This window comes from Acinetobacter sp. YH12255, from assembly GCF_013417355.1.
GTDB classification, from domain to species: Bacteria; Pseudomonadota; Gammaproteobacteria; order Pseudomonadales; family Moraxellaceae; genus Acinetobacter; species Acinetobacter pseudolwoffii.
On the sequence record NZ_VPEC01000016.1, the window covers coordinates 1 to 17,674 of the forward strand.

General features: G+C 45.0%; 19 protein-coding genes and 4 tRNA genes. 2 read left to right on the top strand and 21 right to left on the bottom strand.

All coding sequences use genetic code 11. From position 1 onward, the window contains the following. From FTV30_RS08380 to FTV30_RS08470, 19 genes are all read right to left on the bottom strand, one after another. A partial coding sequence (locus tag FTV30_RS08380) for a GTP-binding protein (RefSeq protein ID WP_227518531.1) occupies positions 1–126 on the bottom strand: 126 nt, incomplete at its 3' end. 150 nt (positions 127–276) lie between these two features. Beyond that, positions 277–351 (bottom strand) — tRNA-Thr (locus FTV30_RS08385). A 17-nt stretch (positions 352–368) separates the two neighbouring features. Continuing rightward, positions 369–444 (bottom strand) — tRNA-Gly (locus FTV30_RS08390). A gap of 38 nt (positions 445–482) precedes the next feature. Next, positions 483–566: transfer RNA gene (locus FTV30_RS08395), tRNA-Tyr, on the bottom strand. 54 nt (positions 567–620) lie between these two features. Beyond that, positions 621–696: transfer RNA gene (locus FTV30_RS08400), tRNA-Thr, on the bottom strand. A 98-nt stretch (positions 697–794) separates the two neighbouring features. Further along, the gene (gene trpE / locus FTV30_RS08405) at positions 795–2,288 is read right to left on the bottom strand and encodes an anthranilate synthase component I (RefSeq protein WP_159138347.1); all 1,494 of its coding nucleotides are present in this window, start codon (positions 2,286–2,288) and stop codon (positions 795–797) included. Between the two features lie 108 nt (positions 2,289–2,396). Next, positions 2,397–3,065: a phosphoglycolate phosphatase gene (gene gph, locus FTV30_RS08410; protein ID WP_180001406.1), complete on the bottom strand. Its 669-nt coding sequence runs from the start codon at positions 3,063–3,065 to the stop codon at positions 2,397–2,399. Positions 3,066–3,143: 78 nt separating this feature from the next. Next, on the bottom strand, positions 3,144–3,803 hold the full coding sequence (locus tag FTV30_RS08415; protein ID WP_005095259.1) for an FHA domain-containing protein: 660 nt from the start codon (positions 3,801–3,803) through the stop codon (positions 3,144–3,146). 62 nt (positions 3,804–3,865) lie between these two features. After that, on the bottom strand, positions 3,866–6,118 hold the full coding sequence (gene gspD / locus FTV30_RS08420; protein ID WP_100354885.1) for a type II secretion system secretin GspD: 2,253 nt from the start codon (positions 6,116–6,118) through the stop codon (positions 3,866–3,868). 38 nt (positions 6,119–6,156) lie between these two features. Then, positions 6,157–7,020, bottom strand: a complete 864-nt coding sequence (locus tag FTV30_RS08425) for a type II secretion system protein N (protein WP_180001407.1) — start codon at positions 7,018–7,020, stop codon at positions 6,157–6,159. Next, positions 7,020–7,763 carry a type II secretion system protein N gene (gspN, locus tag FTV30_RS08430; protein ID WP_180001408.1) on the bottom strand — a complete coding sequence of 248 codons (744 nt, stop codon included), beginning with the start codon at positions 7,761–7,763 and terminating at the stop codon, positions 7,020–7,022. Before gspN ends, FTV30_RS08425 begins: the two co-directional genes overlap by 1 nt. 181 nt (positions 7,764–7,944) lie before the next feature. After that, positions 7,945–8,271, bottom strand: coding sequence for an H-NS family nucleoid-associated regulatory protein (locus FTV30_RS08435; RefSeq protein WP_167381258.1), 327 nt, complete (start codon positions 8,269–8,271; stop codon positions 7,945–7,947). A 142-nt stretch (positions 8,272–8,413) separates the two neighbouring features. Further along, positions 8,414–8,842 (bottom strand): thioesterase family protein, encoded by a 429-nt coding sequence (locus FTV30_RS08440; RefSeq protein WP_100329459.1) that lies wholly within the window; start codon positions 8,840–8,842, stop codon positions 8,414–8,416. Between the two features lie 8 nt (positions 8,843–8,850). Then, positions 8,851–10,044 (bottom strand): heme biosynthesis protein HemY, encoded by a 1,194-nt coding sequence (locus FTV30_RS08445; RefSeq protein WP_159138350.1) that lies wholly within the window; start codon positions 10,042–10,044, stop codon positions 8,851–8,853. A 6-nt stretch (positions 10,045–10,050) separates the two neighbouring features. Beyond that, the gene (locus FTV30_RS08450; protein WP_100329461.1) at positions 10,051–10,887 is read right to left on the bottom strand and encodes a hypothetical protein; all 837 of its coding nucleotides are present in this window, start codon (positions 10,885–10,887) and stop codon (positions 10,051–10,053) included. Next, positions 10,884–11,663 (bottom strand): uroporphyrinogen-III synthase, encoded by a 780-nt coding sequence (locus tag FTV30_RS08455; RefSeq protein ID WP_180001409.1) that lies wholly within the window; start codon positions 11,661–11,663, stop codon positions 10,884–10,886. The genes FTV30_RS08450 and FTV30_RS08455 overlap by 4 nt, the downstream gene beginning before the upstream one ends. After that, positions 11,663–12,586: a hydroxymethylbilane synthase gene (gene hemC / locus FTV30_RS08460; RefSeq protein ID WP_100354892.1), complete on the bottom strand. Its 924-nt coding sequence runs from the start codon at positions 12,584–12,586 to the stop codon at positions 11,663–11,665. Before hemC ends, FTV30_RS08455 begins: the two co-directional genes overlap by 1 nt. 107 nt (positions 12,587–12,693) lie before the next feature. Continuing rightward, positions 12,694–13,434 (bottom strand): LytTR family DNA-binding domain-containing protein, encoded by a 741-nt coding sequence (locus FTV30_RS08465; RefSeq protein WP_005095238.1) that lies wholly within the window; start codon positions 13,432–13,434, stop codon positions 12,694–12,696. A gap of 69 nt (positions 13,435–13,503) precedes the next feature. After that, entirely contained in the window at positions 13,504–14,658 is a 1,155-nt protein-coding gene (locus FTV30_RS08470; protein WP_159138353.1) for a sensor histidine kinase, read from the bottom strand. Between FTV30_RS08470 and argH the strand changes: the two genes are divergently transcribed. Together argH and FTV30_RS08480 are read left to right on the top strand one after the other, a co-directional pair. After that, entirely contained in the window at positions 14,649–16,079 is a 1,431-nt protein-coding gene (argH, locus tag FTV30_RS08475; protein WP_180001410.1) for an argininosuccinate lyase, read from the top strand. The genes FTV30_RS08470 and argH overlap by 10 nt on opposite strands. A 29-nt stretch (positions 16,080–16,108) precedes the next feature. Beyond that, the gene (locus tag FTV30_RS08480) at positions 16,109–16,378 is read left to right on the top strand and encodes an oxidative damage protection protein (RefSeq protein WP_005095230.1); all 270 of its coding nucleotides are present in this window, start codon (positions 16,109–16,111) and stop codon (positions 16,376–16,378) included. 286 nt (positions 16,379–16,664) lie between these two features. Here FTV30_RS08480 and FTV30_RS08485 read toward each other — a convergent pair whose 3' ends face one another. Further along, positions 16,665–16,940, bottom strand: a complete 276-nt coding sequence (locus tag FTV30_RS08485; RefSeq protein WP_100329464.1) for a hypothetical protein — start codon at positions 16,938–16,940, stop codon at positions 16,665–16,667. A gap of 41 nt (positions 16,941–16,981) precedes the next feature. Further along, the gene (gene pgsA / locus FTV30_RS08490) at positions 16,982–17,569 is read right to left on the bottom strand and encodes a CDP-diacylglycerol--glycerol-3-phosphate 3-phosphatidyltransferase (protein ID WP_180001411.1); all 588 of its coding nucleotides are present in this window, start codon (positions 17,567–17,569) and stop codon (positions 16,982–16,984) included. Positions 17,570–17,674 lie beyond the last annotated feature (105 nt).

Here is a 17,674-nt window from a genome sequence, read left to right on the forward strand (position 1 = left end):
GCCACCGAATTTTTTCGCACATACAGTTGCAATCGCAGCTGTTAAAGTTGTTTTACCATGGTCGACGTGACCAATTGTGCCCACGTTAACGTGTGGCTTATTACGTTCAAACTTAGCCTTAGCCATGTTAATACTCCTCGTTTACGTCGAACACAATTCTGAGTAAAACCCAGTTCCGACATGTCGTTTTAAAAAACCAAATACCAAATACTTGAAAAGCAGACTAAATAGCCTGCTTCTGGAATATTGTGCAATAAAAATTGCTAAACTGTAATCTGGAGCTCTTATCGAGATTTGAACTCGAGACCTCTCCCTTACCAAGGGAGTGCTCTACCACTGAGCTATAAGAGCAAATATTAGCACTTCAATGGAGCGGGAGACGAGGGTCGAACTCGCGACATGCAGCTTGGAAGGCTACCGCTCTACCAACTGAGCTACTCCCGCACGATGTTGGTACAAACCACTTATTGAAGTATTAAAATTGGTGGTGAGGGAAGGATTCGAACCTTCGAAACTTTCGTAGCGGAGTTACAGTCCGCCCCCTTTGACCGCTCGGGAACCTCACCATTTTACACTTACATCAGTGCTGTTCTTTACTCAACCCTTGAAACTCTCTAAGATGGTGCCGGCACACGGATTCGAACTGTGGACCTACTGATTACAAGTCAGTTGCTCTACCAACTGAGCTATGCCGGCGTTTCTTAGTGTTTCGTACGTTTCGTATCGGAACGGTGTGCAGTTTAGCAAAACTCACAAACCATGCAAGTGTTTTTTTCAAAAAAAACCCCAAAAACTCATAAAATCAAACCATTTGATGATAATTCAACCGCTTTGATCACTGCGCGAGCTTTTATTTGGGTTTCATTCCATTCAGATTCGGGATTTGAGTCGGCAACCAGCCCTGCTCCGGCCTGAACATAGACCTTATTTTCACGGATCACACAGGTACGAATCGCAATCGACATGTCCATTTCACCATGCCAGCCTAAATAACCGACAGCGCCACCAAAAATTCCGCGTTTTACCGGCTCAACTTCGTCAATAATTTCCATGGCACGAATTTTTGGTGCACCTGAAAGCGTACCGGCAGGGAAAGTTGCCTTAAAAACATCCAAAGCATCGACATCGTCACGCACTTCACCCTGTACATTCGAGACAATATGCATGACATGTGAATAACGCTCGATCACCATTTGATCAGTCACTTGAACTTTACCAATTTTTGCAATGCGTCCGACGTCATTGCGACCCAAGTCAATCAGCATGACATGCTCGGCAATTTCTTTTTCATCAGAGAGCAAGTCTTGCTCAAGGGCTAAATCTTCTTCTTTGGTTTTACCACGTGGTCGGGTACCTGCTAAAGGACGCACTGTGGCAATGCCATTTTCCAGACGCGATAAAATTTCTGGTGATGAACCGACAATATGGAACGGTGTATTGTTTTCCAAGGTTTGCCCTTGTACCAGAAACAGATACGGCGAAGGATTCAGATGACGTAGCGCACGATAGACCTGTAAGGGATCGCCATCGAAATCTGACACCATACGATGCCCTGGCACCACCTGCATCACATCGCCGGCACGAATATATTCTTTGACCTTTTCAACCGAGGCAATAAAGTTGTCATGTCCGGTTAGAGATTCAAAATGTGGCGGACTATGTTTTTCAGCTTTCAGGCTAATCGGTGTTGCCAGAATATTTTCCAATTCATTCAATTGTTCATGTGCTTTTTCATAAGCAATCGGGTCAGCTGCATCGGCATGCACAATCAGAAATAAGGTATCTTTTAAATTATCAAAGACAATGACGGTTTTAGACAACATCATCCAGATATCAGGCAAGCCAACCGGATCTGCTTCAGGCACATTTTTGAGTTTGGGTTCAATATAACGCACGGCATCATAACCAAAGTAGCCCACCAGACCGCCAGTGAAGCTTGGCAATGCAGGCAAGTCCTGTTGGGTCGGCACTTTAAACTGAGCCTGAAAGTCACGAATATAGTGAAAAGGATCTGCACAGTGCTGCTTTTCAATTGAGCCGTCCGCATGCTGTACCGTCAGTTCACCGGCATTACAGGAAAATACCGTAGATTCGCCCAGCCCAATAATCGAATAGCGTGCCCAGTTTTCTCCACCTTCGACAGATTCAAACAGATAAGCCTGCTGATGCTGCCTAAGACGCGCGAAAATAGAAAGTGGGGTATCCGTATCGGCCAGACGCTGACGGTACACTGGAATCAGGTTATAGCCTTGTGCAGCAAGTTGCTGGAATTGTGCTTGTGTGGTCATGCGGTTTTTCTCTTTAAATTGGGTTTACTCAGTGTATAAATAGACTTGAACTGAGCGACGCCATCGAAAAACCTGATCACTATTCATTTTATTTTCCTAACACCCTAATTAAGCAAGCAATTCACGTAGATCATCTACAATTTCTTGAGGATGACAGTCTGCTATATTTTCACCGTGATTATAGCCGTAGCTCACCACAATACAATCAATCCCGGCGCGACGTGCAGCCTCCACATCATTGGAAGAATCCCCGATCAGTAACACCTGTTCTTTATTTACACCATACTGTTCGACACAGTGCAATAATTGACGCGGATGCGGTTTACGTTCGCTAAAACGGTCGCCACCAATGGTCTCGGCAAAATAATGTGCCATATCCAATGTCTCTAAAATAGCACAAGCAGGAAGCTCCGGCTTATTGGTGACGCAGATCAGGGTTTTGCCCTGCGCTTTGGCCCAGTCGAGAAACTTCAGAATTCCGGGAAATGGAACCGTGTCGACACAAGGATCAACATTATAAATATCCAGAAAAGTATTCAGCAGCTCCTGATGCTGTGCGGGTGTAACTTCACCGACCAGATGTAGCAATACACTTTCACAAAATATCGAGGTGCCCTTGCCCACCCAGGTACGAACCTGCTCTTCCGTGACCAAAGGCAATTGCAACACATTCAGGCTCATATTCATGGCACGATACAGGTCATGCGCCGAATCAACCAAAGTACCATCCAGATCAAACAAGATCAGTTCACGCTGTTCTAATTGTGCAATAGACATCCCGACCCTCTTTTATATTATTCGCAGCCACAAAAAAGGCATGCGCTGTGCATGCCTTGATTGTAACCAATCATCGGCTTATTTAAACATTACCCAAGCCATAATTGCCAAAATAATCAATACAATCACTGAAATCAAACCAACAGACACATTTTTCTGGGTTTCTTTTTCCTGCTCTACCCGTGACACAGGCTGCTCAACCGGCATTGGCGTAGGTTCTGGTTTCACTGCAGCAAGATCGACGCCTTCAGGAATCGGCGCTGGTTTTGGAATCCCGACATGGGTTGGCATGCCATCTCGGGTCAGCTGGACTGAGGCATCTCGCTGTGTCAGTTCCGGTATACCCTGCTCATTCATTTGTTGTGCTGGCGTTGGTTCAGTCACTTCAACCTGTGCCACGACTTTTTCTGCCGTGGCTTCTATTTCTGCTGGAACTTCTACCGCAGCCACAGGCGCCAACACGGAAAATTTCAGGCTGGCAAACTGAACGATATCATCCTGTTTTAATAACGTTTCCTGTGCAATCTGCACATCATTGACGAAAGTGCCATTCGATGATCCTAAGTCCTGTACCCAGAGCGCATCATCTTTGAGCAAGAAAGCAGCATGTTTGCGCGAGATCTCTGCGGCCTGCAACACAATGTCTGCGGCCTGATGACGTCCCACCAGCATATCACGGTCAATGCTAATCTCTTGCCCTGTCAAGTCACCTGTAATCGCGTGTATTTTCCAAGTCATGAATTTACTTCTCTTTTCTCTTTGACATTATCATAACATGCTGTTTGTTCATGCTACATCACTTAGCTTTTCGGTCTAAGTGTTGTGGTGGTCACGGTATTCTTACGCTTTTCGACGTGTTGTCCGGGTTGTGACTGCAACACAGGCTCAATCGCGACAGGCGTGACTACCACAGCAGCTGGCTGAGTCGGCACCGGAGCAGTCGGCACAGTTTGATAAGACGAATTTTGTAAAGGTGTTTTCGAAACCGGAATACGCTGTTGATAGACATCACTGACCTGTTCCGGCAGCTTGGCAAAATTACCATCAGCATCCAGGGCCAGTTGCAGACTATACAGTTGGCTATAACGTTGCTGGGTCAGTTTACTGACTTCATTTTTATCCCCCACAATCGTTGGATGGATGAAGATCAGCAGATTACGTTTCTGATTAGATTTACCTTCAGAACGGAATAAACGCCCAAGACCAGGGATTGCGCCCAGACCCGGAACTGCCTGACGGCCATAACTGGTGTTATCCGAAATCAGACCACCCAGCACAATGGTTTGCCCATTTTCAGCCAGAATCGAAGTTTTAATCGCACGCTTGCTGGTCACCAGATCCTGCGCTTGTCCACGATCCCGATTAACAGCCGATACTTCCTGCTCCACTTCCAGACGCACCGTACCATCTTCACCAATATGCGGCACCACTTTTAAAGTGACCCCGACATCTTTACGTTCAATCGTGGTATAGGGATTGGCCACCCCAGCAGCGCCAGTTGAAACCGAGCCTGTCACAAAGGGTACGTTTTCACCGACCACAATATAGGCTTCTTCGTTGTCCATAGTCACAATGGATGGCGTAGACAACAGATTGGACTTGGTGCTTTCTTTTAAGGCCTGAATCAGCGCACCATACAGACGGCGTGAACCATCACTGCCTTCACGATAATCGCCGAGCACCAACGAAGTCCCAGCTCCCACGGTACTTGCAGCACCTGCACCACCGCCGGTGAGATAACCGGCTGCCACATTTTTTAGGCTGGTACCAAAATTATCAAAGTTAATCAGCCCGATACCGCTACTGATATCTCCCAAGGCCCATTGCACCCCAAGCTGATCGGCATCTGTACCTTCTACTTCGATAATGGCAGCTTCAATCAGTACCTGTTGACGGCGAATATCCAGCTGATTAATTGCTGATTCGATTTCCCGCATCAATTGTGGATCGGCCTTAACCACCAAAGAGTTTTGCGTGGCATCGGCAATAATACTCACCCCGTTTGCGCTAAAGCTGCTAATTCCACCCTGCTCGGCGTTCATGCCGGTATTCAACTGAATAGCGGAGGAAGTATTATTTCCGCTGGTGTTGCTACTGTTGTTATTGCTTAAACTGTTATTCGAACTCAGGGAAGATGAACCCGAAGACGTACCAGTGGAATTTGAACTACTGTTCACCGCCTGCCCTGTCACCAGTCCCTGCAAGATCTCTGCCAGATTCTTGGCACTGGCATATTTCAAACGAAAGACTTTCAAGCCGCCCAGACGGTCTGCCGCCGGCACATCCAGGGTTTCAATCATTTGACGCAGCCGCTTACGCGTCGTCGGATCACCTTTAATGATAATCCGATTGGTGCGGGTATCTGCGATGACACGTACCCGCGAACCACGCACATCTTTGGCTGCACCCGTGGCTGTCATGGACTCGATCAGCTCGATCATTTCCTCGGCCTGACTCGATTGTAGACTGACCGCTTCCATATCATTTTGACCGGTGCCATCCAGATTACGAATGATGGTTTCCAGCTGATAAATATTATTGGCCCGATCTGATACGATCAGCGCATTGGTGCCCGGCACTGCTGCCAGATGGGCAAATTGCGGCATCAAAGGGCGCAGTGCTGGAATCAGATCATTCGGATTGGTATTTTCCAGCCACAATACCCGAGTCACGATCTGGTCACCACTGGCACGGCTTCTGGCATCATAGGGAATGCCCGAGCTTTTGACATTGCTGTCCGGTACCAGCTTGATGGTATTGCCCGAAGGAATCGCCACCACACCATTGACATTGAGCACACCTAAAAACAGGTCATAGACTTCATTTTTATTCAGTGCTTTATTGGAAATAACGGTAACATTACCACGCACCCGCGGATCGACTGCGAAGTTCTTGCCGGTAATGTCAGCCACTTCATTAATGAATGCGGTGAGGTCAGCATCCCGCAGGTTGATTTTCCAGGTTTGCGCATAACCCGCCGTACTGATCATTGCTACGAGCGGGGCGGCCACACAGCATGCCCATGCTGATCGATTATTATTAAATAAAGCCATAAACTTTTGTGTTTCCTAACCCTATGCGTGATGACACATCACTTCAAATCTTGTTGTATGGTCATCGTCTGATCACCACGTTTTATTTCGAGTTTGACCTGACCTTCACGTCGAGCCTGTTCCAGTAATTGCGCCTCGGTTTGTCCTTGGCTTAGCGTCTGGCCGTTTAAAGATAAAATCCGGTCTCCCGGTCTTAAACCGAGTCGATTACGCAGTGCAGCCGGCGTCCGGGAAGTGATTTCAAAGCCCCCATCCGACGCGCTGACCCCCATATTCTGTAAATACTGATCCTTGTTTTCCTGCATCTGCTGGATTGCCCGACCGATTTCATTTTGAGCTGAAGGCAGATTTTGTGCTTCAGCTGCGCTATTCATAGCCGAAGATGGAGCAGACATCGTATTAGATGCTGGAGTTTCCGGCACGAGCGGCTGATTCAAGCCATTTTCCAGACCCTTGAATAACACTTCCTGAGTGGCACCGGTTGCTCTGCGCAGAATGACCCGATCCCAATAGACCTCAGCCAGCTCAAAACCACTGTTGCCCAGCATTTCTCCAACGCGATAACGATCCACCTGATCATTGACTTTCAGCACCGCAGAAGAGTTATAGCTTGGACTGGCAACCACCACGCCTTGCAAAAGAATATTGGCAGCTTCTGCTCCTGCTGCTGTTTGTCCACTTTCCTGAAACAGCGAAAATGCACTGATATTGGGGATTTGCGCCTGTTGTGAACCCAGTTCCACCCGATCCAGCTGCATAGCTTGAGGTGGTGCAATCAGCAACCAGAACATGGCCGCCAGTTTCCAGCATAAATATAGAATCAACAACAGCAACACGACAGGCGCAACACGATTGGCCTGTTTCAGATCGATATTTTTTAGATCGCCAAGAGAAATGGCCATTAGTTCAAGCCTCCCATTAGGGGTTGGCGGGTACTAATCACATAAGTATCCAGGCCAGCTTTACCTTCATAGGAGGGTGCATTCATTAAAAAGCGCTGGGTAAGCTGGATATCGAGCATCAGACTGGGATCAAGCTTTATATTCAGCATACGTTGCTCTCGGTTATCCCGAACGTCGAGTAAGAGCTGTCCGCTCTCATCTGCCAGTTGTCCGGTCATGGCCGGTACATTCATACGTTCCTGACGCTGGGCAAAGCTATAAATCAGCTCACCACCCGCCCATTGCATTTGCCCGGTCACCTGACTGAAGCCTTGTTCCTGTTTATATTTAAAATCCAGCTCTTTAAACTGAATAGCAGTCGCTGGCCATTGCCAGTCTGCCACTTTTTTTAAGGTTTCCGGCGCGAGCTGACCCTCAAGATTTTTGACGATCAAGGCTTTATTCAGCCCATAGCCCATGATCCCTGAAAGCTGAGTATTGCCGCTATGCAATTCAACATCTGCCCCAACTCGCAGCAACAGCAAGTCCAATGGCCGTACTTTCCAGTTCAGGCTGCCCCGCAAATTACCTTTTTTCCAGTCAGCACTGCCCTGCCAGATATTCCCGTTTACATTGTGCAAGGCCTGATTATTTTTATAAAATTTTGAAATCAACCAGGCAGCTGGCACTTGCAGGATCACAAAGATAAAAAACGCCACAAGAGCAAGGATGAACCATTTTAAAGTTTTAGGTTTATTGCTCATCCCACCACGACCAATATCTCAAGTCTAAATCCCCATTTATAATGTTTTCCTTATACAGACACATTATGCACACTTTTTTCCCAACGCCAATTCATAGATATAAAAAAACCAAGCAATCATGCTTGGTTCAGCAATCTTAGACTGTCTGTATGACAGCCTAATGACGAGATCAAATCGAGGCTTAGATCAAGAAATCTTCAAGCTTGGCACCTTTGTCCAGCTCTGCCACCAACCAGCGCGGCTGCTTGCCACGACCCGTCCAGGTATCATCTGGGTTGCTTTTGCTACGATAACGTGGCTCCACTGATTTACGTGATGATTTCTTGCGTTTAGACGCGCCAAATTCAAGTAACTGTTCAACCGTCATACCTACTTTGTCAGCAACGGCCAAGATTTGCTGATAAGCATCTTCGATCTCTTGGTCTTTTTTTGAAGCAATCAGTGATTCTGCTTCGGCTTGTAAACGCTTTAACTCTTCTACTGATAAATGAGTAATATCTGGCATAATGCTCTCCGATTAAATAATATTATTTGTTTTGTTAAATAATACCCCATCATATTTATATTAAATAAAACATTCAATATAAATATTTAAATCAATAACAATAAAGTTTAGAAATAATGACAAAATTAAATAATCAATTCATTTTTTAGATTTCATGTCCGGCTGTTAATTCAAGTGCTTCGATTTTCTTTCGGATATATTCTGGAATTTGAGTTTTCTGCAGGGTTTTTTGATCAATACAAACAATAACCGCTTCAGAAGTTGCCACTATACTTTGCTGTTTTTCACTCCATAATAAATAATGCATGCGGAATGCACTATTTCGAATCTCTTCAATACGTGCTGCAATTTTTAAATGATCTGGAAAAACCACCGGTTTTAAATAACGGCACTGATTTGAAGAGACCACCGTAGAGACCGATTCATTCAGTAAATCCAATGCATTCAGATAAGCCAGACGTGCATTTTCTATGTAACGATAATACATGGCATTATTCACATGACCCAATGCATCCATGTCTCCCCATGCCACACTCTGTGCATAAACCACTGGATATTGTTGTAATTCTGACATGATGATTCTCAAATTTTAATTTCGATAAAGTTTACATTGGACTCAAATACTGCATTTAACTGCTGGAGCAAGTCTTCACGGTCTTGTAAGGCCGCTTTAATTCTCAAATAACTCATACGAATATCATCAGGATATAAGTCAAGCAAATGCTGGGCTTCCTCTGTATAACCGGTGGCCTGTAACACATGCCATTTTGCAAAACTCAAAATCGGTAATGCCGGATACTTGGTTTCCCAATGCGAAATCTGCTGTGCAATATGATCATAATCCGGGTTCTGCCGTAACAATTGCTGTTGAAACCACAAATAAAATACGTCCTGATTAAATTGTTGCTCTAATAAATGAATTGCCATTGTTTCATGTTCGGCACTCATTTCAGGTATTCTGAATAATAATTTCAACCATAATAACTTGACTGTATAGTCACGATCAAATACTTGCTTTTTTAAATCTAAATAACGCTGTTGTAAATAAATTAAATCATCTTGTGTGGCCTGATCATAGGCTAATAATAATTGTTCAAGCCATATTTTTTTTACTTCTTGTTCTAAATGTCCATATTTAGTCGAGCGTAAATATAACCAGGGAAACTGTAGGGCAAATACACCCCATAATGTGGTGAGTCGCTGTTCATAGGCTGGTTTCACCTGTATTAACCATGGTGATAATTCATGCTGATTTAAAAATTCTAAATGAGTCAGTGCTTGCTCACCGTGCTGTTGCGATAAATAAATTTCAATTCGCTGCAATTCTGCCAACTCAAATGCCATCGGGTTAGACTGATTTAAAGCAGTCAAGGCATCTGTATATTGCTGTTGCCCCCAAGATAATCGTGCATCAATAATATGTTTGAGTAAGCCCGACTTGCTAAAAGACTGCTGAATAAAATCCCGTTGATCCTGAGCCGCATTTAATAACCAGATCACAGCCAGTTGTTCATAAGGATGTAAATGGGCAAAACTAAATACGGTTTCATTTTTACGCTGTTCACGGCTGCGATACTGTTTGATCGCGTACCAGAGGCAATGAATCAGAAAACTGAACGTGACCAGTGAGGCCGCCAAAAACCACAGGCTAGTTTGTAACTGCCACTCACGCCAATATAAATAGACATAGCCGGCCCCATGCCCATAACTCAGGATGCTCAGCCCCGCTATACCCAGTAGGCAGATAAATAAATAGGCCAGCAAAATCTGTTTCATAAGCAATTAGCCAACTAAGGTGCGTGTATTTAATAAAGGCGTCGGAGTGACCGGTGTGGCCTTGATTTGATGCAACTGCTGAATCCAGTGCTGACTACGTGCATCCGGCAATTGTTCCAAGACATCAATCACCGCATTCAACGCTTGCTGAAAGGCGACAGATTGATCTTGCTGCAACGTATTTTGTGCAATGAGCAAGCGCAACTGAGCTTCTTTCAATACCAGATGCCGTTGCATTAATACGGTACTCGGCTGCTCTGCAGCTTCGATCTGAATCCAGCGCTGCCAGAAAGAGCGTTGAGTTTCCAAACTTTGAAGATGCGGAGCCTGAATTTCTTTTTCAATTTCAGCATCCATCTGCATCAATACTTCTTTTAATTTATTTTGCTGCACCAAGCGACTATTGACGAATTTTTTCAGCATGTCCTGATCTTTCGCAATTACTTGCTGCAGACTACTGACCAAGGCAGGCGCCAAGACATACTCATCCAACTCATTCTGCAGGTGGTTTAGTTTTTCAATGGCGGTGGCATATTGTTGCTGTTGCAGTGCAAATTCAATCAGATCCAGCTGCTGTTGTACGAGAGCAATATCATTCTGCATGTCAGCAGTTAGCACTGCAGCTGCTGCCTGAGCTGAGGGAGTGCCTGCATTTTGCTGCTGGGCGGTAAACTGGCGTTTTAATGCCACAAACTGATCATTGAGATTGGCATTTTGCTGCTGCAACTGTTTAACACCTTGATGAAGTCCAGTCTGCGCTGCATTGAGAACATAAAGGTCATAGCTGAGTTTGATGAGCCACACCACACTCAAAATGAAAAATACAATAAATAGTTTCTTCATGCGTTCCCTAGTATCAGTCTCATTTTTTGCAAGATCGTATTCGCCTCTAAATCATCAATTTGCACAAATTCAAACCCTGCCTGATGCTGTTGTTGATATTCCCCAAGAAGAGTGGCCAAACGCGGCCCCAAAACCAAATAACGGGCCTGATGCATTAAATCCGAATTATCCTGCATTAATGTCAGCCAGTTTAACCAGCTTGCTTCACTGCTGATTAGCACGGCAAAGCGCTGCTGCGTCTCAAGCAATGCCAGGTTTTCTGCCAAAATCATTGCTGTGCTTGCGGGGCATTGCCGCCGATATAAAATAAAATTCAAAATTTTGATATTATTTGCGCGCAGATGATCCATCATAAATTGACGGCCGCCTTCTCCGCGCCAGAAGGCCACAGCTGAGCCAGCAGGCAGTTGCCTTAACACGGGTAATTGCAACATGCCTTCCGAAGTTTCAAGTTCAGGCACATGACTTTGAATACCATAACCAGCCAGCGCCTGCTCAGTGGCTTTACCCACCGCCACCCATTGCACATCTGCCAAGCGCGATAAGATAATTTCCGCTTGCTGTAAATATTGCATGCCAATCTGGGCGGCAGTCGGACTGACCACCACAATGATTTTGGCCTGATCCAGCTGGCGATACAAGCGTAACAGCTCGTCGGAATAAGGCTGTGCATGCAATTCCAGCAAAGGCAATTCTAGTACAGAAATCTGCGCTGCCTGTAACTGCTGAGTCAAACTCGCAGCACGCTCACTCGGACGGGTATTAATCAGTAACATCAGTTTGAATAAAGTGCTTTCAGCAACTCGCCTGCACCTTGATCGAGTAAATTTTTGGCCAATTCCACCCCTAACTGTTCAGCTTCTGCAATTTTTCCAGTGTGCTGTGCACGCAGCAAAACCGTTCCATCAACACTGCCAACGCGACCTTCGATTGAAATCGCATCATTCTGGAGCGTGGCATAGCCGGCAATCGGCACCTGACATCCGCCTTCCAGATAGGCATTAAAGGCACGCTCAGCACGCACGCAGGCATCCGTTTCTGCATGTAATAATGGCTGAATCAAGTCCAGTACCGCCTGATCATGGGTACGGCATTCCAGCCCCAGTGCACCTTGACCTACGGCCGGTAGACTGATTTCAGGAGTCAGAGTATGACGAATACGTTCTGCCAGACCTAAACGTTTCAAACCGGCACTGGCCAGAATAATCGCATCATACTGACCGGCATCCAGCTTGGACAAACGTGTACCGACATTACCGCGCAAATCAATGATTTCGAGATCAGGACGCTGTTTTAAAATCTGGGTTTTACGGCGCAAACTGGAAGTGCCCACTTTGGCGCCCTGTGGCAATTCATCAAAGCTGGCATAGGTATTCGAGACAAAGGCATCCAGTGGATCTTCACGCTCACAGATCACCGCAAGGCTCAGCCCTTCCGGCAATGCCATCGGTACATCCTTCATGGAATGTACGGCCAGATCGGCACGGCCATCGAGTAAAGCAGCTTCTAATTCTTTTACAAATAGACCTTTACCACCAATTTTGGCCAGCGGCGTATCTAGGATTTTATCGCCCTGTGTAACAAAAGTGACTAACTCGACCTGCAAACCAGCGTGCAAATCTTGTAGGCGCGCACGGATATGTTCCGCTTGCCAAAGCGCAAGTGGACTTTGTCGAGTTGCAATTTTTAGGGTCTTCATAAATTTCAATAACAGTAAATGAGAACAATAGTCTAAACTTAACCTGCTCACTTTAAAATGCAAGTGAATTTATACAAGTTTCAACTGAATGCTCTCATTGATTCCTGCTATAGCTTTTGAATCCGATCCCTTAAAAATGGCAAATGTCGCCGACTGACCGCTAAACGGTCGTCCAGCTCACGACAACGCACCTGATACTGACCTGAACTGACCACTTCCAGACCATCCAGATAATTCACCGAGATCAAGGCATTACGGTGAATCCGGATAAACTGGTTCCCAAACTCCTGCTCTAGCTCCTTTAAGGTTTCATCAATCAGTACACTGCCGTTTTTATGACGTACAGTGACATATTTCTGATCCGCCAGAAAATAATAGATATTTTCAACTGGCACCAATTCGACACCACGATAGGTCTTTGCCGCAATCTGCTGGCGGCTGATATTGATTTCGTCCATATTTTCTTTTTGTTTTAGTTGGCTCATCTGAGCTTGGGTAAGTTTAGTTAAGTGCTCCAAAACCTGTGCCAATTCCTGTTGCATCACGGGTTTAAGCAAGTAGCCTTCGGCATTTGATTTAAATGCATCCAGCGCATGTTGGTCATAGGCCGTACAAAAGATAATTGCCGGCATCGGGTCCAGCTGACGCAAATACTGCGCACAAGCGAGACCATTCATTTCAGGCATTTGAATATCTAATAGTATGACATCGGGTTCGTATTGGTGAGCCAGATCAATCGCTTGACGACCATGACTTGCAGTCGCCACCACATCATGCCCCAGCTGAGAGACCAAACGTGATAATCGCTCGACAGCCAAAGGCTCATCATCACAAATCAGGATGTCCATTGCTCCTCCTTACCCAGTTAACATGATCAAATACATGATAAAGCTAACTGCGATTTCTTTGATTTATTTTTATTTATATTGATATCGCACTACCGTCGTAAACATCCCTTCGCCGGCAAAGGTTTGAAAGGTCATACTGGGTCCGTAATAAGCTTGCAGACGCTGTCTGACATTTTCTATTGCAATACCATGCCCCTTTTTTAAAGTTTTATTATCCTGCGTATAAGGGTTAGTAATAATGATATTAATTTGATTTTGCAATATTTCAACCAATATGCTTATCGTACTCTTTGTGAGAATTTTTTCAACTCCATGGAAAATACTATTTTCTAACAAGGGTTGTAAAGTTAATAATGGGATTTGTACTTGTGAGTATAAGTCTTTGTTTTCTAACTTCCATTCGATTTGCAGGCGTTCACCCAAACGGATCTGCTCAATCTCCAGATAGCGCTGGCACAGATCAATTTCCTCTTGCAGACTGACCAGTTTCAATTCCTGAAAACTGGCACGAAATAAGCGGGACAGATTCAGCAGCATCTGTTCGGCTTTATCCGGATCGATGCTGATCAGGCTAATCACACTGTTCATACTATTGAACAGAAAATGCGGTTGAATCCGCGCTTGCATGGCCTGAATCCGGGCATTCAGTTCACTATGCTGCTGCTGTTCCCATTGTTCACGCAAATACAGGTAGCGAAAACAAAACATACCGAGCAAAACACCCAAACTGAGATGTAACCCAACCTGATCCAGGGCAATTGCCAGGTTTAAGCCCTGAAAATTAAAATTCATTCCAAAATGTATCACAACATTCAGACTGATGGTGGTCAGCACCACAATGGCCTGTAGTAGCAAAAAACCGGAAATGAGCGCCAGCTTAATCCCCATATGCTGAAAGGCCTGATGGAATAATTCCACCAGTGCTGCAAAACATAACAGTACCCAGTTGATATACAGCATATATTGCAGCAGATGCATCGCATTTAAAGCTTGCCACGACTGTGCTTCTGCGAGCGCTAGAATCATGGCCAGAATATTGCCGCCGACAAACAGTTCCAGCAAATAGCGAAGATTGCCAATCTGGCTAAAAAAATAGGAACTTTGTGTTTGCCTGTTTATCGATGCGAAAGATTGAGCAGATGTGACTTCGGCAATAGGCTTTGAATTTGTTATACTCTTTTTCGTTCTACTGCTTTTAATCTGATTGAGCCGACATGACCACATCTTCTAATTCCTCTAATCCATCACAAGCCCAGACTTCGGGTATGTGGGGTGGTCGTTTCTCTGAAGCGACTGATGCTTTTGTTGCTGAATTTACAGCATCTGTTCAATTTGACCAACGTTTTTATAAACAGGATATTGCAGGCTCGATTGCCCATGCAACCATGCTGGCCAAAGTAGGCGTACTGACGGCACAGGAACGCGATGACATCATCGAAGGTCTGACTGCCATTCAAGCCGATATTGAAGCAGGTAAGTTCGAATGGCGCATTGACCTAGAAGATGTGCACATGAACATTGAGTCGCGCCTGACTCAGCGTATTGGCATCACAGGCAAGAAATTACACACTGGCCGTAGCCGTAATGATCAGGTCGCAACTGACATTCGTCTTTATGTACGTGATGAAATTGATGCGATTTTAAAATTACTCGAAAAATTACAAAAAGGTATTTTAAGCTTGGCGGCTAAAAATACCGATACCATCATGCCGGGCTTCACCCATTTACAAACCGCTCAGCCGGTGACTTTTGGTCATCACTTAATGGCCTGGTTTGAAATGCTGGTACGCGACTCTGAGCGTCTGATTGATTGCCGTAAACGTGTCAACCGTATGCCACTGGGTTCTGCTGCACTTGCAGGAACCACCTACCCGATTGAGCGTGCTTACACCGCTGAGCTGTTAGGTTTTGAAGCCGTTGCTGAAAACTCTTTAGACGCAGTATCGGATCGTGATTTTGCAATTGAATTTAATGCCGCTGCATCGTTAATTATGATGCACTTGTCTCGTATGTCTGAAGAACTGATTCTATGGACTTCAGCGCAGTTCAAATTCGTGAATATTCCAGATCGTTTCTGTACAGGCTCTTCAATCATGCCACAGAAGAAAAACCCGGATGTGCCTGAACTGGTACGTGGTAAAACCGGCCGTGTCTATGGCGACCTGATGAGCCTGCTGACCCTGATGAAAGGCCAGCCGCTGGCGTACAACAAAGACAATCAGGAAGACAAAGAACCCTTGTTTGATGCGATCGATACGGTACGTGGTTCATTGATGGCATTTGCCGACATGATTCCTGCACTGGTTCCAAACATTGCTGAAATGCGCGAAGCAGCGCTACGTGGTTTCTCTACTGCGACTGATCTGGCAGATTACCTGGTGAAAAATGGCGTTGCATTCCGTGATGCGCACGAAATTGTCGGCAAAGCTGTAGCACTGGGTGTTGCAGAGTCGAAAGATTTGTCTGAGCTGACACTTGAACAACTTCAACAGTTCTCTGACCTGATTCAAGCCGATGTATTTGAAAAAGCGTTAACACTTGAAGCATCTGTGAATGCACGTAACCATATTGGTGGAACTGCACCTGCGCAAGTCGAATCTGCTATTGCCCGTGCTTATACTCGCTTAGAAAATCTTTACGCTTAACTTTTTTAGCTTAAATTCGGAGTATTGATATGTCTCGACAAGTATTTTGCCGTAAGTATCAACAAGAAATGGAAGGCCTGGACTTTGCACCCTTCCCAGGCCCCAAGGGTCAGGAACTGTTTGACCATGTGTCTAAACAGGCTTGGCAGGAATGGCTCAAACACCAGACTACGCTGATTAATGAAAAGCGTTTAAACGTATTTGAACCGGACGCGAAAAAGTTTCTAGAAGAACAACGTGAAAAGTTCTTTAGCAATGACGAAACTTTGGAAAAAGCTGAAGGGCTAAAGCCTGAGTGAGGATTAGTGGAGCGCTGCTCCACCCGAACGCAAGACAAGCAGCTATGCTGCACGTAGGCTTTAATCTGCAAAGAGTCTCTTTTGAGGCTCTTTTTCATTTCTGAAATTATAAATCTTTCTCCCCAATAGCGCTTTCGAATTTCAAGAACAGAGTAATAGCAGCAAGCTAAGTTATTGATGTCTTGAATTCAGGGTTTTGATTGGGCGGCGGCCGGTATTCTGTACTTTTTAGACAAAAGTTGAAGGATTAAAAAGCATTTTTACCTAGCCTATCCCCCGCCAATAGTCAGCCACTATCCTGCTGAAAAACATTCATATTTGTATCAAAATTATAGATTGTAAATCCTACATACAAACCGATCACAAAACACAACAATCTGCTACAAGAAGTCATATGATTTTGTAAAATGGTCTCTCTATAATGAGCTCTAAGAAGATGAGATATCTTTGAATAACTATAATAATAAGCAACAAATACCCCGATTTCATCCCAGTTCTTCCCCCAAAGGCTGGGTATTTTTTTGCCTGCAATTTGCCGATTGGCTTGATAATTTAAGCGCATAAAAAAAGCCCCCTTTCAAGGAGCTTCTCTTTTCATTTCGATTAAGGCTGTTTCAGATATGGCCAAGCCGCTTTCAGATAAATGAACATCGACCATAAAGTGAGTACCACTGCGGTGTATAGCAAGGCATACGCCAGCATTTCTAGCGGTGGCCAGTTCAGCAAAAACACGGTAATCGCAATCATCTGAAAAGCGGTTTTGTACTTACCCACGGTTGATACTGCAACATTGGTTCGTGCACCCAGTTCTGCCATCCATTCACGTAATGCTGAAACAGTAATTTCACGTGAAATAATCACAATCGCAGCAAAAGCCATCGACATCGAAGGTTGCCATTGCACCAATACAATCAGCGCAGCTGCGACCATCAATTTATCTGCGACCGGATCGAGAAAACGGCCAAAAGCAGAGGTCTGGTTTAAAGTTCGAGCCAGATAGCCATCAAACCAGTCCGTCACTGCAGCCACTACAAAAATCGTGGTCAAAATAATATGCCGTGTCATGTCAGAATGGTTGGCTTCAAAGCCCATTGCAGGCGGCCAGTAAGCCACCAATAAAAATACCGGAATAAGAGCGATACGCGCCAAGGTCAAGATATTTGGAATATTCAGGATACGACCTGTAGTCATAGACACCGCCAATTGTTCCCCTCATGTACGATGAAAATGCACACTTTTTTAGAGGTTTGATCCATCATTAATAGGCTTCACTTTATACGAATTGGCTGTCAGTGT

Bases quoted from the DNA above. Each gene is read 5' to 3' on its own strand.
- pgsA (WP_180001411.1), bottom strand. From the start codon at position 17,569: ATGACTACAGGTCGTATCCTGAATATTCCAAATATCTTGACCTTGGCG.
- FTV30_RS08455 (WP_180001409.1), bottom strand. From the start codon at position 11,663: ATGTTACTGATTAATACCCGTCCGAGTGAGCGTGCTGCGAGTTTGACT.
- hemC (WP_100354892.1), bottom strand. From the start codon at position 12,586: ATGAAGACCCTAAAAATTGCAACTCGACAAAGTCCACTTGCGCTTTGG.
- argH (WP_180001410.1), top strand. From the start codon at position 14,649: ATGACCACATCTTCTAATTCCTCTAATCCATCACAAGCCCAGACTTCG.
- gspN (WP_180001408.1), bottom strand. From the start codon at position 7,763: ATGAGCAATAAACCTAAAACTTTAAAATGGTTCATCCTTGCTCTTGTG.
- gph (WP_180001406.1), bottom strand. From the start codon at position 3,065: ATGTCTATTGCACAATTAGAACAGCGTGAACTGATCTTGTTTGATCTG.
- FTV30_RS08445 (WP_159138350.1), bottom strand. From the start codon at position 10,044: ATGAAACAGATTTTGCTGGCCTATTTATTTATCTGCCTACTGGGTATA.
- FTV30_RS08485 (WP_100329464.1), bottom strand. From the start codon at position 16,940: ATGCGCTTAAATTATCAAGCCAATCGGCAAATTGCAGGCAAAAAAATA.
- trpE (WP_159138347.1), bottom strand. From the start codon at position 2,288: ATGACCACACAAGCACAATTCCAGCAACTTGCTGCACAAGGCTATAAC.
- FTV30_RS08425 (WP_180001407.1), bottom strand. From the start codon at position 7,020: ATGGCCATTTCTCTTGGCGATCTAAAAAATATCGATCTGAAACAGGCC.
- FTV30_RS08415 (WP_005095259.1), bottom strand. From the start codon at position 3,803: ATGACTTGGAAAATACACGCGATTACAGGTGACTTGACAGGGCAAGAG.
- FTV30_RS08470 (WP_159138353.1), bottom strand. From the start codon at position 14,658: ATGTGGTCATGTCGGCTCAATCAGATTAAAAGCAGTAGAACGAAAAAG.
- FTV30_RS08465 (WP_005095238.1), bottom strand. From the start codon at position 13,434: ATGGACATCCTGATTTGTGATGATGAGCCTTTGGCTGTCGAGCGATTA.
- FTV30_RS08440 (WP_100329459.1), bottom strand. From the start codon at position 8,842: ATGTCAGAATTACAACAATATCCAGTGGTTTATGCACAGAGTGTGGCA.
- FTV30_RS08480 (WP_005095230.1), top strand. From the start codon at position 16,109: ATGTCTCGACAAGTATTTTGCCGTAAGTATCAACAAGAAATGGAAGGC.
- FTV30_RS08450 (WP_100329461.1), bottom strand. From the start codon at position 10,887: ATGAAGAAACTATTTATTGTATTTTTCATTTTGAGTGTGGTGTGGCTC.
- gspD (WP_100354885.1), bottom strand. From the start codon at position 6,118: ATGGCTTTATTTAATAATAATCGATCAGCATGGGCATGCTGTGTGGCC.